13 protein-coding genes are annotated in these 13,143 nt (G+C 44.4%); all 13 read left to right on the top strand.

Annotated elements, in window-relative coordinates:
• Window positions 1–83 precede the first annotated feature (83 nt).
• The 13 genes from serC to D8791_RS08150 all read left to right on the top strand — a co-directional run bounded on the left by serC (window position 84) and on the right by D8791_RS08150 (window position 13,108).
• Window positions 84–1,175, top strand: a complete 1,092-nt coding sequence (gene serC, locus D8791_RS08220; RefSeq protein ID WP_005591854.1) for a 3-phosphoserine/phosphohydroxythreonine transaminase — start codon at window positions 84–86, stop codon at window positions 1,173–1,175.
• A gap of 12 nt (window positions 1,176–1,187) precedes the next feature.
• Window positions 1,188–2,363, top strand: coding sequence for a 3-phosphoglycerate dehydrogenase family protein (locus D8791_RS08215; RefSeq protein WP_125447277.1), 1,176 nt, complete (start codon window positions 1,188–1,190; stop codon window positions 2,361–2,363).
• A 71-nt stretch (window positions 2,364–2,434) separates the two neighbouring features.
• Complete coding sequence (locus D8791_RS08210) at window positions 2,435–2,737, top strand: YciI family protein (RefSeq protein ID WP_125447275.1); 303 nt, start codon at window positions 2,435–2,437, stop codon at window positions 2,735–2,737.
• Between the two features lie 99 nt (window positions 2,738–2,836).
• A complete protein-coding gene (locus D8791_RS08205) occupies window positions 2,837–3,190 on the top strand; it encodes an arsenate reductase family protein (protein WP_125447274.1) in 354 nt (117 codons plus the stop codon).
• A 167-nt stretch (window positions 3,191–3,357) separates the two neighbouring features.
• Window positions 3,358–4,293, top strand: a complete 936-nt coding sequence (gene msrB / locus D8791_RS08200; RefSeq protein ID WP_125447272.1) for a peptide-methionine (R)-S-oxide reductase MsrB — start codon at window positions 3,358–3,360, stop codon at window positions 4,291–4,293.
• 164 nt (window positions 4,294–4,457) lie between these two features.
• Window positions 4,458–4,700 carry a hypothetical protein gene (locus tag D8791_RS08195; RefSeq protein WP_005592291.1) on the top strand — a complete coding sequence of 81 codons (243 nt, stop codon included), beginning with the start codon at window positions 4,458–4,460 and terminating at the stop codon, window positions 4,698–4,700.
• Window positions 4,701–4,898: 198 nt separating this feature from the next.
• Complete coding sequence (gene tkt, locus D8791_RS08190; RefSeq protein ID WP_125447270.1) at window positions 4,899–6,875, top strand: transketolase; 1,977 nt, start codon at window positions 4,899–4,901, stop codon at window positions 6,873–6,875.
• Between the two features lie 267 nt (window positions 6,876–7,142).
• Window positions 7,143–7,478, top strand: a complete 336-nt coding sequence (yajC, locus tag D8791_RS08180) for a preprotein translocase subunit YajC (protein WP_125447268.1) — start codon at window positions 7,143–7,145, stop codon at window positions 7,476–7,478.
• Window positions 7,479–7,693: 215 nt separating this feature from the next.
• Complete coding sequence (uppS, locus tag D8791_RS08175; RefSeq protein WP_061909794.1) at window positions 7,694–8,443, top strand: undecaprenyl pyrophosphate synthase; 750 nt, start codon at window positions 7,694–7,696, stop codon at window positions 8,441–8,443.
• Between the two features lie 15 nt (window positions 8,444–8,458).
• Complete coding sequence (locus tag D8791_RS08170) at window positions 8,459–9,262, top strand: phosphatidate cytidylyltransferase (protein WP_125447266.1); 804 nt, start codon at window positions 8,459–8,461, stop codon at window positions 9,260–9,262.
• Between the two features lie 70 nt (window positions 9,263–9,332).
• Window positions 9,333–10,589 (top strand): RIP metalloprotease RseP, encoded by a 1,257-nt coding sequence (gene rseP / locus D8791_RS08165; RefSeq protein ID WP_125447265.1) that lies wholly within the window; start codon window positions 9,333–9,335, stop codon window positions 10,587–10,589.
• A 45-nt stretch (window positions 10,590–10,634) separates the two neighbouring features.
• Complete coding sequence (locus tag D8791_RS08160; RefSeq protein ID WP_125447263.1) at window positions 10,635–12,485, top strand: proline--tRNA ligase; 1,851 nt, start codon at window positions 10,635–10,637, stop codon at window positions 12,483–12,485.
• A 242-nt stretch (window positions 12,486–12,727) separates the two neighbouring features.
• Complete coding sequence (locus D8791_RS08150; RefSeq protein ID WP_125447261.1) at window positions 12,728–13,108, top strand: PH domain-containing protein; 381 nt, start codon at window positions 12,728–12,730, stop codon at window positions 13,106–13,108.
• The last annotated feature ends 35 nt before the right edge of the window (window positions 13,109–13,143 follow it).

Here is a 13,143-nt window from a genome sequence, read left to right as displayed (position 1 = left end):
AAAGTAAAATATATTTGAAAGAATTATAGAAATTTTCTGAACATTGTGATATGATAGACAAAATACATTTTTGGAGGTAGGATATGACCATTTACAATTTTTCTGCTGGACCGGCAGTATTGCCCAAGGAAGTCTTGAAAAAAGCTCAGGCTGAGTTTTTAGACTATGCCCAAAGCGGCATGAGCGTGATGGAGCTATCCCACCGATCCAAAGAATTCGACGATATTATCAAAGAAGCTGAGAGCTTGCTGCGTGAGCTCATGGATATCCCAGACAATTACCGCGTCCTCTTTCTGCAGGGCGGAGCATCTACCCAGTTTTCTATGCTTCCTCTCAATCTCGCCAAGGGCGGCAAGGCCTATTACCTAGTAGCCGGATCTTGGGGCAAGAAGGCCTACACAGAAGCAGTCAAGCTGGCTAAGACCGTGCCTTTTGAGCCTATTCTTTTGGCTTCGTCAGAGGATTTAAATTACACAGAAATTCCTTTTTTTGATGAAAAAGAGATTGATCCGCAGGCGGCCTATGTGCATCTGACAACCAATAATACTATCGAAGGAACGGCCATCTACGACCTGCCAGCGACCAATGGCGTGCCCATTGTGGCGGATATGTCTTCTAATATCCTTGCTGCTCAGTATCGGGTAGAGGATTTTGGTTTGATTTATGCTGGAGCTCAGAAGAATATCGGACCAGCCGGCGTGACAGTGGTCATCATTCGTGAGGATTTGCTCAATGACGAGCCAGTTCTGTCTAGTATGCTGGACTACCGCATTCAGGCGGACAATGACTCTCTCTACAATACACCACCAACTTTCGCCATCTATATGGCCAAACTGGTCTTTGAGTGGGTCAAGGAGCTGGGTGGCGTAGCAGAAATGGAAAAGCGCAATCGTGAAAAATCTGGCCTTTTGTACGACTTCATTGAGCAGTCGGACTTTTATCGCAGTCCAGTCCGTTACAAGGAGCAGCGCTCAGTAGCTAATATTCCCTTTGTGTCTCCTAGCCCAGAGCTGGATGCCAAATTTAACAAAGAGGCTGCAGCAGCGGGATTCAAGAATATCAAGGGGCACCGCAGCGTAGGCGGCATGAGAGCTAGTCTCTACAATGCTTTTCCGCTTCAAGGTGTCAAGGACTTGATTGCCTTTATGCAGAAATTTGAAGAAGAAAATTCTTAAGAGAGGGAAATTATGGTCTTTAGTGTCAAAACCTTTAACAATATCAATCAAATCGGGCTTAAGGAGCTGGGCAATGCTTTTCAGATTGACGGAGATAAGTCGGACAATCCAGATGCTTATATCCTGCGCAGTCAAAACCTGCATGGACAGGAATTTCCAAGCAAGCTCAAAGCCATCGCGCGGGCAGGCGCAGGAACCAATAATATTCCTGTTGACCAGGCAACAGCGCAGGGAATTGTGGTCTTTAACACTCCAGGAGCTAATGCTAATGCGGTGAAAGAAGCTGTCTTGGCTTCCATTCTCCTGTCTGCCCGTGACTATATCGCAGCTAACAGCTGGGCTAACGACCTTTCTGGAGATGATGTTCCCAAGCAAGTGGAAGCCGGTAAGAAGCAGTTTGCTGGGACAGAAATTGCAGAGAAGACTTTGGGAGTCATTGGGTTAGGAGCTATCGGTGGCCGTATTGCTAACGATGCCTATCGTCTGGGAATGAATGTCCTAGGTTATGATCCTTATGTATCCATTGAAACAGCTTGGAATATCTCTAGCCATGTCAAACGGGTAGCAGACATTAAGGAAATCTTTGAGAAGAGTGATTATATCACTATCCACGTCCCTCTGACTGAGGATACACGTGCTACTTTTGATCAGGCTGCTTTTGGTCTTATGCAAAAGGGAACAACCCTTATCAACTTTGCTCGTGGCGAGCTGGTGGACAATGTCGCCCTCTTTGAAGCTTTGGAAACAGGTGTTATCAAACGCTATATCACAGACTTTGGTGTAGAAGAGCTGCTCCGTCATCCGCAGATTACAGTCTTTCCGCATCTGGGCGGCTCAACAGAGGAAGCTGAGCTCAACTGTGCCATTATGGCTGGGAAAACCATCCGCCGCTTCATGGAAACGGGCGAGATTATCAACTCAGTGAATTTCCCTAATGTCCGTCAGGCTCTCTCAGCCCCTTATCGGATTACCCTGATTAACAAAAATGTACCGAATATTGTAGCTCGGATTTCAACAGCGGTCAGTGATTTGAATATCAATATCGACAATATCATCAATCGTTCCAAGGGTGATTATGCCTATACTTTGCTGGATCTGGATGAGTCAGATGAAAGCAAGATTCAGGAGCTGGTTGATAAATTTGAGAATAGCGATAATATTGTGCGCGTGCGTTTAATTAAGAAATAACAAAAAAATACGGCTTACATAAAAGTGATTTATATGCTAAATATCATAAGTAAAATATCATAGGAGTTATTATGTTTATTATTGATTTAACTTATAAAAAAGACCTAGTAGAAGTTGAAAAATATTTACCAGAGCATATTTCTTTTTTAGATAAATATTATGCATCTGGCCATTTTATCGCATCAGGACGGAAGAATCCTCGGAATGGTGGGATTATTTTAGTGAATACAGATAGTAAAGAAACTGTTCAAAAGATTATTTCAGAAGATCCTTTTTATATTCAAGAGATTGCAGCATATACTTTCACCGAGTTTTATCCGACAAAGTATTCGCAGCACTTCAAGAAAATATTGGATGAGGGTGATGTCTTGTAGAGGAAGCATTTGCTTTCTTTAACAGTAAGCATAGAAATTTCAAGCTATTTTGGAATTTTAGACCACAAAGGCTAGAGATAAATAAGAATTGAGGTAAGTATGTTACAATTTATCGAATACCCCAAATGCTCTACTTGTCGCAAGGCAAAAGCTGAGCTGACTCAGTTGGGACTGGACTTTGAAGCAGTGGATATTGTCAAGGAAACGCCTAGCCAAGAGCAACTTTTGCAATGGATGACTCATTCTGATTTGGAGATTAAATCTTTCTTTAATACCAGTGGTATCAAGTACCGAGAATTGGGGCTCAAGGATAAGGTACCTCAGTTTTCTGCTGAGGAGGCAGCCGCACTCTTGGCGACCGACGGCATGCTGATTAAGCGACCACTGCTAGTCCAAGATGATCGGATTGTGCAAGTTGGCTATCGGACCGAATACAAGGAATTAAACCTTTAATTAAAGACGGGAAATTTCCTGTCTTTTTATATTTTGCTGAAACAATTGAATTTGGTTAATCTATAGGGGCGCAGTATTTGATATGATTTCTAAGAAAGTCCCAATCAAAATCCTATAAAAGTTTCTCTTTTTATGAGAAAATAGAGGAAAAGATTGGAGGGATGTTTATGGCAGAAATTTATCTAGCGGGCGGTTGTTTCTGGGGCTTGGAGGAATATTTTTCTCGGATTGAAGGCGTTGAGGAGACGACAGTAGGCTATGCCAATGGACAAGTAGAGTCCACCAACTACCAGCTCATTCACCAGACCGACCATGCGGAGACGGTGCACTTGATTTATGACGAAGAAAAAATCAGCCTGCGGGAAATTTTGCTCTACTATTTCCGAGTCATTGACCCCTTATCCATCAACAAACAGGCTAATGATATTGGCCGTCAGTATCGAACAGGTGTTTACTATGTCCGTGAGGAAGATCGCGCCACTATCGAGCAGGTTTTTGCTGAACAGGAGGAGCAATTAGGACAAAAGTTGGCTGTAGAGCTAGAGCCCTTGCGCCATTATATCTTGGCCGAGGATTATCATCAGGATTATCTCAAGAAAAATCCGACGGGTTATTGCCATATCAATGTCAAGGATGCTGAGCAGCCCTTGGTAGATGCGGGCCATTATCCTAAGCCTAGCCAGCAGCAACTTAAAGCAGTGTTAAGTGAGGAGCAGTATCAGGTGACTCAGCAGAGTGCAACGGAGCGCCCCTTCCATAATGCTTACAACGCGACTTTTGAGGCAGGGATTTATGTTGATGTGACGACAGGCGAGCCCCTCTTTTTTGCGGCCGACAAGTTTGAATCGGGTTGTGGCTGGCCTAGTTTTGCCCGTCCTATCGCTCGCGAGGTTATCACGTATTATCAAGATTTGAGTCATGGCATGGAGCGAATCGAAGTGCGGAGTCGTTCAGGAAATGCCCATTTGGGTCACGTCTTTACCGACGGTCCTCAAGAATTAGGTGGCTTGCGCTACTGCATCAATTCAGCAGCTCTGCGATTTATCCCGAAAGAGCAAATGGAAGAGGAAGGCTACGGCTACCTGCTATCCTATATGGACTAATACTCACTTTTGTCGCTTGTCAACCTTTTCAAAATCTAGCTAAACTAGACAGAAATAATCAGCCAATCTCCTCTTTTCTAACGCTCCAAGCATTTATATATGTAAATACCATAGAAAAGTGTATAATGGTTAGGAAAAGATAAATGTTATGGAAGGAATGCAAAATGGAGAAATTGGATATTACTACAATGTCTGATTATAAAAAGGTAGAAGCTGTTATTCAATTACTAATCGATGGAGTTTTGACCAGCTATCGTGTGGCGACAGATGCCAACATCAGCAAAATGAGCATCTTGACATTGGTCAAAGGTAGCAGCAAGATTAAGAATATTACTTATCAAACGGCTATTGCTCTGATTAATTGGTATGAAGAAAATCATGAAAAATACGGTATTACTATTCAATAAGTAGCCGATTTTACTGGGAAATATATATAACTGGAATTCTATGAGTGCTTGCTTGTGGGATTCTTTTACTGAAGGAAAGAATGACCTTTCCATTATTGCAGGAAAGGCAAAAATTTCATATAATGGAAATAGGAAAAATGAGCGTAGGAATGTCTGCTGCTTGTAGCAGCCCGCTAAATTTTTTATAAGGAGAACTCAATGTCACAATTATCTGTTAATGCCATTCGCTTTTTAGGAATTGACGCGATTGAAAAGTCTAAGTCAGGTCACCCTGGTGTCGTGATGGGCGCTGCGCCGATGGCTTACGACCTATTTACCAAACAGCTTCGTATCAATCCAGAAGAGCCAAATTGGATTAACCGCGATCGCTTCGTTCTATCTGCAGGACACGGCTCTATGCTGCTTTATGCCTTGCTCCATCTGTCTGGCTTTAAAGATGTCAGCATGGAGGAAATCAAAAACTTCCGCCAATGGGGCTCTAAGACACCAGGTCACCCAGAGTTTGGTCATACGGCTGGAGTTGATGCGACGACTGGACCATTGGGACAAGGGATTTCTACAGCGACTGGATTTGCTCAAGCAGAGCGTTTCTTGGCTGCTAAGTACAACCGTGAAGGCTATCCGATTTTCGACCATTACACTTACGTAATCTGTGGTGATGGCGATTTGATGGAGGGAGTTTCAGCTGAGGCGGCTTCTTACGCTGGTCTGCAAAAGCTGGACAAGCTGGTTGTCCTCTACGATTCAAATGATATCAACTTGGATGGGGAAACTAAGGATTCCTTTACAGAAGATGTTCGTGCCCGCTATGAAGCTTACGGATGGCACACTGCTTTGGTGGAAGATGGAACAGACCTTGCAGCGATTGATGCGGCTATCAATGAAGCGAAGGCTTCTGGCAAGCCATCTTTGATTGAAGTTAAGACAGTTATCGGTTACGGTTCTCCAAACAAGCAAGGAACGAATGCAGTGCACGGTGCGCCTCTGGGAGCAGAAGAAGCGGAAGCTACTCGTAAAGCCTTGGGCTGGGACTATGCGCCATTTGAGATTCCTGAGGAAGTCTATGCTGACTACCGTACAAATGTAGCAGAGCGTGGTGCCGCAGCATACGATGCTTGGAAACAGCTAGTAGAGGACTACAAGCAAGCTCATCCAGAATTGGCAGAAGAAGTAACAGCTATCATTGCTGGTCAGGATCCAGTAGAAATCAAACCAGAAGATTTCCCAGCACTTGAAAATGGCTTCTCTCAAGCGACCCGTAATTCTAGTCAGGATGCCCTCAATGCAGCAGCTAAGGTGCTTCCGACTTTCCTCGGCGGTTCTGCTGACTTGGCTCATTCCAATATGACCTACATCAAGGAAGGCGGTCTGCAGGATGATGCCCACCGTCTCAACCGCAACATCCAATTTGGTGTGCGCGAGTTTGCCATGGGAACAATTCTCAACGGTATGGCGCTCCATGGTGGACTTCGCGTTTATGGTGGTACATTCTTCGTATTCTCAGACTATGTTAAGGCAGCTGTTCGTTTGTCTGCTTTGCAAGGCTTGCCAGTGACTTATGTCTTCACACATGACTCAATTGCAGTAGGTGAAGACGGCCCAACTCATGAGCCGATTGAGCATTTGGCTGGTCTGCGTGCTATTCCAAACCTGACTGTTTTCCGCCCAGCAGATGCGCGTGAAACTCAGGCAGCTTGGTATCTGGCCCTTAAGAGCCAATCTACTCCGACTGCTCTGGTCTTGACCCGTCAGAATCTGACAGTTGAAGAAGGCACAAACTTTGACAAGGTAGCTAAAGGTGCTTATGTGGTCTACGAAACAGGAGCAGATTTCGATACCATCTTGCTGGCTTCTGGTTCTGAGGTTAATTTGGCAGTTGCAGCTGCTAAAGCACTTGCAGCAGAAGGCGCTAAAATCCGCGTGGTCAGCGTGCCATCAACAGAGCTTTTTGATGCTCAAGATGCAGCCTACAAAGAAGAAATTCTGCCAAATGCAGTTCGTCGCCGCGTAGCCATCGAGATGGCAGCTAGCCAGCCTTGGTACAAGTATGTTGGTCTGGACGGTGCAGTTATCGGAATCGACCAGTTCGGTGCATCTGCTCCAGCAGGCAAGGTGCTGGAAGAATACGGCTTTACAGTTGATCACGTAGCAGAAGTTGTTAAAAATCTTAAATAAAATGACATAGAGGCTGGGACAAAAGTCCTAGCCTCTCAATTGTCTTTGGATTGTCGAGTAAGACGCAGTGGTTGAGTGGGCTCTACTACGCTGATTTCATCAGCTTTCACAGCCCTACTCAACTGTGCGGAGGTGGGACGACGAAATCGAATTCTAACGAATTACCGATTTCTGTCCCACTCTCTTTTGGAAATCATTTTCCTGCCTTGTCAAACGGTGCAAAATCTGCTATAGTAATTAGTAGATGAATTCCAAAGGAGAAGAGAAATGAATCCAACAATGATGATTATCTTTTTTGTTGTACTAGTAGGAATGATGTATTTCCAAGTACGGACACAGAAAAAGCAAGCTGAAAAACGGATGGAGAGCCTTAATAAACTGCAAAAAGGCTATGAAGTCATTACTATTGGTGGTCTTTACGGAACTGTTGACGAAGTTGATTCAGAGCGTAAGACGGTTGTCTTGGACGTAGACGGTGTTTTCTTGACATTTGAATTAGCAGCCATTAAGACTGTTTTGCCATTGACAGAAGGTACCCCAGCTGCTGCGGGAGTGGAAGGCGATATCGCTGTGTCTGATGAAGATACTGCAATTGAAGAATAGGATACAGGACAGCCGAGAGGCTGTTTTTTATTTTAAGGACATTTTGTAAGCTCATCTTTTACAATATTATAGTTGCACAACACTAGTGAAACCTATCTGCATACACTACCAACTATTTATCATCAGCTCTGATAGACGAAAAATCAGCTCTCCTGCCCACATTTAAAGGATTTATGATATAATGAAATGATAAAACTTTAAATAGGATAAAAAATATGTTTAGTTTTAAGAAAAAAGAAAAGCTCGACGAGGCCTTGCTTGTTCCCAAGCATATAGGCATTATCATGGATGGCAATGGTCGTTGGGCTAAAAAACGTATGCAGCCGCGCGTCTTTGGCCATAAGGCAGGTATGGAAGCCTTGCAAGAAGTGACGATTGCAGCCAAGGAGATGGGCGTGCAGGTCTTGACAGTCTATGCCTTTTCAACGGAAAACTGGACGCGACCAGAGAAGGAAGTGTCCTTCATTATGAATTTGCCGGTTGAATTTTATGACCGCTATGTACCAGAATTGCACAGAAACAATGTGAAAATTCAAATGATCGGTGACACGAAGCGACTTCCTAAAGCAACCTTTGAGGCCTTGGAGAAGGCTGAAGATCTAACTCGCTTGAATACAGGGCTAATTTTGAACTTCGCCCTGAACTACGGCGGACGAGCTGAAATCAATCAAGCGGTTCAGAAGCTTGCCCAAGATGTTTTAGATGCGAAAGTTCAGCCAGCGGATATTACAGAGGAAATGCTTGGAGATTATCTTTATACCAGCAGTTTGCCTGCAAGTTTACGGGATCCTGACTTGGTCATTCGTACGAGTGGCGAGCTGCGCCTTAGCAATTTCTTGCCCTGGCAGACAGCATATAGCGAGTTGTATTTTACAGATATTCTTTGGCCGGATTTCGATGAGAAGGCTTTGAAGGATGCGGTTGTAGAGTATAATCGCCGTAATCGACGCTTCGGCGGTGTATAAAGGAGGGAGAAAAAGATGAGTTTAGATTTACAAAGACGTCTTCTTTTTGGAGGAATTGCTCTAGCTATTTTTATTCCTCTAGTGAAGATGGGGGGGCTTCCCTTCCAGATCAGTGTTGGCCTTTTAGCTATGCTAGCAGTGCATGAATTGCTTAAGATGAAGGGGCTTCCGACAGCGACCTTAGAAGGCGGCTTGGCTATGCTGGCAGCTTTTGTCTTAACCCTGCCACTTGAGAATTACTTGAAGTTTTTGCCTGTGGACGGCAATGTGATGGCTTATGGCTTGGTTGTTTTCGTCTTGCTAGGGGCGACTGTTTTAGGTTCCTCTTATAGCTTTGAAGATGCGGCTTATCCGATTGCTTCTAGTTTTTATGTCGGTCTAGGTTTTAATGCTTTGATCGATGCCCGTTTGGTGAATGTGGACAAGGTTTTGCTGGCTCTCTTTATCGTCTGGGCGACAGACAGTGGGGCCTATCTGGTTGGTACCCGCTACGGACGGAGAAAATTATTGCCAAAGGTATCGCCAAATAAAACCATTGAAGGCAGTTTAGGAGGCATTATCTCAGCAGTGCTGGTTTCTGCGATTTTTATGTCTGTTCGTCCGCAAGTTGCCACTCCGTATAGCTTTGTGACCATGCTGCTCTTGACTGTTGTCTTTAGTATTGCTGGCCAATTCGGTGACTTGGTAGAGAGCGCTATTAAGCGTCACTTTGGTGTCAAAGACTCAGGGAAGTTTATTCCTGGGCATGGCGGCGTTTTGGATCGCTTTGATAGCTTGCTTTTTGTCTTTCCACTGATGCACCTCTTTGGCCTGTTTTAAGGGGTTTGGTGGCCAAGCAGCCGAAAGCCTTCTTGGCTTAATGAACAATCTTAAGAGAAAGATTAGACTTATGCAGATTATTACATTTATTATTATTTTTGGGATCATCGTGGTGGTTCATGAGTTTGGACATTTCTACTTTGCCAAAAAATCAGGCATTTTAGTTCGTGAGTTTGCCATTGGGATGGGCCCGAAAATCTTTGCTCATATTGGCAAGGATGGAACAGCCTATACGATTCGGATTTTGCCGCTCGGTGGTTATGTCCGCATGGCTGGCTGGGGCGAGGATTCGACAGAAATTAAAACAGGTACGCCAGCTAGTCTGACCTTGAATGAAGATGGAAAAGTCGTCCGCATCAATCTGTCTGGCAAGAAAATTGATCAGACGGCTCTACCTATGAATGTGACTAGTTTTGATTTTGAAGAAAAGCTGGAGATTACAGGGCTGGTCTTAGATGAGACCAAGACTTATTCTGTTGACCACGATGCGACCATTGTTGAGGAAGACGGAACGGAAGTTCGGATTGCTCCGCTGGATGTCCAGTATCAAAATGCGACTATCTGGGGACGCCTCATCACCAATTTTGCTGGCCCCATGAATAATTTCATTTTGAGCATTCTGGTTTTCATGCTCTTGGCCTTTCTGCAAGGCGGTGTCCAAGATGAAAGTAGCAATCATTTTCAGGTGTTGGAAGGTGGCGCCGTTGCCAAGGCAGGGGTAAAAAGTAATGACCAGATTCTGAAAGTCAATAATTATGAGATTGCAAACTGGGGTGATCTGACTAAAGCAGTGTCAGAAGCGACGAAAGATAAGGCAGATGCACCAAAATTGACCATCACTTATAAGAGTGGCGGTCAGACTCATAAAGTGGACATAGAGCCTAAAAAAGAGGGGGATCGCTATCTATTGGGCGTTTCACCTGCTATCAAGACTGGTTTTTGGGACAAGGTAGTCGGAGGCTTTACTGCTACTTGGACGACTACAGGTCGGATTTTGACAGCCTTGAAAGATTTGATTTTTAACTTTAATTTAAATAAATTAGGTGGCCCAGTTGCTATTTATAATGCCAGCAGTCAGGCTGCTCAGCAAGGTCTGCCGGCTATTCTGAGTCTCTTAGCCATGCTGTCTCTTGATATCGGGATCTTTAATCTAATTCCGATTCCGGCCTTGGACGGTGGAAAAATTGTTCTCAATATCCTTGAAGCTATCCGTCGTAAACCCTTGAAACGGGAAACAGAAAGCTATGTTACCCTTGCAGGGGTAGCTGTCATGGTTGTCCTCATGATCGCTGTGACTTGGAATGATATTATGAAATTGTTCTTCTAACATTTTAAAAGATTGAAAAATATTCTATGAAGGAGTTTTGTTTTTATGAAACAAAGTAAAATGCTAATCCCAACGCTGCGCGAAATGCCAAGCGATGCTCAGGTTATCAGCCATGCCCTTATGTTGCGGGCTGGCTATGTTCGCCAAGTTTCTGCGGGAGTCTACTCTTATCTGCCACTGGCTAACCGTGTTATTGAAAAAGCTAAAAAAATCATGCGGGAAGAGTTTGATAAGATTGGTGCGGTGGAGATGTTGGCTCCGGCCCTTCTCAGTGCGGACCTCTGGCGCGAGTCAGGTCGTTACGAGACCTATGGTGAAGACCTCTATAAATTGAAAAACCGTGAAAAGTCAGACTTTATCCTAGGTCCGACACATGAAGAGACCTTTACTTCTATTGTCCGTGATTCTGTTAAATCTTACAAGCAATTGCCACTCAATCTCTATCAAATCCAACCTAAGTACCGCGACGAAAAACGCCCACGTAACGGCCTTCTTCGTACTCGTGAGTTTATCATGAAAGACGGTTATAGTTTCCATGCCAACTATGATAGTTTGGATGTAACTTATGATGAGTACAAATCTGCTTATGAGAAAATCTTCACTCGCAGCGAGCTAGATTTCAAAGCCATTATTGGTGACGGCGGCGCTATGGGTGGTAAGGATAGTCAGGAATTTATGGCGATCACGCCTGCTCGTACAGACCTTGACCGTTGGGTCGTTTTGGACAAGTCAGTTGCCTCATTTGATGAGATTCCTGCAGAAGTGCAAGAAGAAATCAAGGCAGAATTGCTCAAGTGGATGGTCTCTGGTGAAGATACGATTGCTTACTCTAGTGAGTCTAGCTATGCAGCCAACCTAGAAATGGCGACCAATGCTTACAAACCAAACAAAAAAGTAGTGACTGAAGCAGAGTTGGTGCGTGTGGAAACTCCTGACTGCAAGACCATTGATGAGGTGGCAGCTTTCCTACAAGTCGATACAGAAAAAACAATCAAGACCTTGGTTTACATGGCTGATGAAAAGCCTGTCGTAGCGCTCCTTGTCGGCAATGACCAACTCAACGAAGTTAAGCTGAAAAATCATCTGGGAGCTGATTTCTTTGAAGTCGCTAGTGAAGAGGATGTTCGTCAGATCTTGGGCGCAGGCTTTGGCTCACTAGGCCCAGTCAATCTGCCAGAAGATGTGACCATTATCGCGGACCGTAGAGTCCAAGACCTTTCTAACGCTGTAGCAGGAGCCAATGAAGATGGCTATCACCTGACTGGTGTTAATCCAGGCCGTGACTTTAGCCCAGAGTATGTGGATATCCGCGAAGTTCGTGAAGGTGAAGTGTCTCCGGACGGTCAAGGTATCCTCAAGTTTGCTCGTGGGATTGAGATTGGGCACATCTTCAAGCTGGGAACACGCTACTCTGACAGTATGAATGCCAATGTCTTGGACGAAAATGGCCGAGCAGTACCAATGATTATGGGCTGCTATGGTATCGGTGTCAGCCGTCTCCTCTCTGCTGTTATGGAGCAACACGCTCGTCTCTTTGTCAATAAAACTCCTAAGGGTGAATTTCGCTATGCTTGGGGCATCAACTTCCCGAAAGAGCTGGCACCATTTGACGTGCACCTGATTCCAGTCAATGTCAAGGACGAGGAAGCTCTGGCTCTAACTGACCAAATCGAGGCTAACTTGCTAAACGCTGGTTATGAAGTCTTGGTGGACGATCGCAATGAGCGTGCAGGTGTTAAGTTCAGCGACAGTGATTTGATTGGTCTCCCAATCCGTGTCACAGTTGGTAAAAAAGCCGCATATGGCATCGTTGAAGTCAAGATTAAGGCTACGGGCGATACCATTGAAGTCCACGCTGATAATCTGCTAGAAACTCTGTCTATTTTGACAAAATAAAACAAGAGTTTAGGACAAAAGTCCTAGCCTCTCAATTGTCTTTGGATTGTCGAGCAAGACGCAGTGGTTGAGTGGGCTCTACTAGGCTGATTTCATCAGCTTTTACAGCCCTACTCAACTGTGCGGAGGTGGGACGACGAAATCGAATTCTAACGAATTACCGATTTCTGTCCCACTCTCTTTCTTTTGCTTATTGGCCTTGAAAATGCTATAGTAGGGAAAATGGATTGGAGGATCGAAACATGGGATTATTCAGCGGTTTATTGGGCAATGCTTCTCAGAAAGATATTGAAAAAACAGAAAGAGAATTGGAGAATATTCTGACGCCAGCAGAAAATGTGGAGTTGGCTTTCAGTCTGATTCGTGATTTGATTGTCTTTACAGATAAGCGGTTGATTTTGGTGGACAAGCAGGGAGTGACTGGCAAGAAAACAGCTTATAAGTCTTATCCTTATCGCTCCATTTCTCGCTTCTCAGTGGAAACAGACGGCCATTTTGACTTAGATGCTGAGCTGAAAATCTGGGTTTCGAGTGCTGAGGAACCGGCTGAAACCCTAACTTTCCGAAGTGATAAAAGTGTCATTGCCATCCAAAAAGCGCTGGCAGAAGCAGTGTTAAGGTAAAACTCTAGGCTTTCTTGTAATATGAACAAAGAGCG

Source organism: Streptococcus cristatus, from assembly GCF_003943515.1.
GTDB lineage: Bacteria > Bacillota > Bacilli > Lactobacillales > Streptococcaceae > Streptococcus > Streptococcus cristatus_D.
The sequence above is the reverse complement of the archived record's forward strand: the minus strand, read 5'-3'. Positions and strand labels throughout refer to the sequence as shown.

Bases quoted from the DNA above. Each gene is read 5' to 3' on its own strand.
- D8791_RS08205 (WP_125447274.1), top strand. From the start codon at position 2,837: ATGTTACAATTTATCGAATACCCCAAATGCTCTACTTGTCGCAAGGCA.
- tkt (WP_125447270.1), top strand. From the start codon at position 4,899: ATGTCACAATTATCTGTTAATGCCATTCGCTTTTTAGGAATTGACGCG.
- D8791_RS08170 (WP_125447266.1), top strand. From the start codon at position 8,459: ATGAGTTTAGATTTACAAAGACGTCTTCTTTTTGGAGGAATTGCTCTA.
- yajC (WP_125447268.1), top strand. From the start codon at position 7,143: ATGAATCCAACAATGATGATTATCTTTTTTGTTGTACTAGTAGGAATG.
- D8791_RS08150 (WP_125447261.1), top strand. From the start codon at position 12,728: ATGGGATTATTCAGCGGTTTATTGGGCAATGCTTCTCAGAAAGATATT.
- D8791_RS08210 (WP_125447275.1), top strand. From the start codon at position 2,435: ATGTTTATTATTGATTTAACTTATAAAAAAGACCTAGTAGAAGTTGAA.
- serC (WP_005591854.1), top strand. From the start codon at position 84: ATGACCATTTACAATTTTTCTGCTGGACCGGCAGTATTGCCCAAGGAA.
- D8791_RS08195 (WP_005592291.1), top strand. From the start codon at position 4,458: ATGGAGAAATTGGATATTACTACAATGTCTGATTATAAAAAGGTAGAA.
- rseP (WP_125447265.1), top strand. From the start codon at position 9,333: ATGCAGATTATTACATTTATTATTATTTTTGGGATCATCGTGGTGGTT.
- D8791_RS08215 (WP_125447277.1), top strand. From the start codon at position 1,188: ATGGTCTTTAGTGTCAAAACCTTTAACAATATCAATCAAATCGGGCTT.
- msrB (WP_125447272.1), top strand. From the start codon at position 3,358: ATGGCAGAAATTTATCTAGCGGGCGGTTGTTTCTGGGGCTTGGAGGAA.
- uppS (WP_061909794.1), top strand. From the start codon at position 7,694: ATGTTTAGTTTTAAGAAAAAAGAAAAGCTCGACGAGGCCTTGCTTGTT.
- D8791_RS08160 (WP_125447263.1), top strand. From the start codon at position 10,635: ATGAAACAAAGTAAAATGCTAATCCCAACGCTGCGCGAAATGCCAAGC.